Origin of the sequence: Vibrio sp. MarTm2 (genome assembly GCF_027587055.1) — a bacterium.
Lineage (GTDB): Bacteria > Pseudomonadota > Gammaproteobacteria > Enterobacterales > Vibrionaceae > Vibrio > Vibrio sinaloensis_D.
The window spans coordinates 1-533 of record NZ_JAPPTK010000056.1 but is presented as its reverse complement, the minus strand read 5'-3'; the positions used below and the strand labels follow the sequence as shown (position 1 = coordinate 533).

The following is a 533-nucleotide window of genomic DNA, read 5'->3' as shown; positions in this document are numbered from 1 at the left end:
GAAGTAAAACAGGCAGTTATGATGTTTTTCTAGTTGTGCATAACCATGAAACTCAGTGCCGTTATCCGCAGTTATCGTTTTAAAAGGTAAGTTAGAGCGGGTCATGATTTTGCTCATTCTTACGTTGAGCGAGTCGCTTGTTCTATCGTCCATTTGCCCAATAAAAGTGTAGCCAGTCATTCTGTCGACTAAAGTCACGATACAGTGTTTGGTTCCGCGGCCAACGACGGTATCAATTTCCCAGTGACCAGGCTCTTTTCGATGCTCAGCTTTTGCAGGTCTTTCGGTAATATGACGCTTTGCTGCAAGCCGACCTCGGCTGTCTTTTGAGTTATACCTTTTACGCCTTTTCTTGTTCGATTGGCGTAAGTGTTTCCATAGTGTTCCACCGAGAGTTTTGTCGTTCCAAATATGCTGATAAATGAGCTCGTGGCTCATTGTTGGATAGCCTCTTACCCTTAGGTATCCAACGATTTGGTCAGGACTCCAATCCAGTCTCAGCAAGGCCTCAGGCAACCTAAAGTCGATTTCGC

General features: G+C 45.0%; 1 pseudogene. It reads right to left on the bottom strand.

Annotated features, from left to right (window positions below):
* A pseudogene (locus OH458_RS22000) lies at positions 1–533 on the bottom strand (IS30-like element ISVa6 family transposase); the annotation flags it as partial.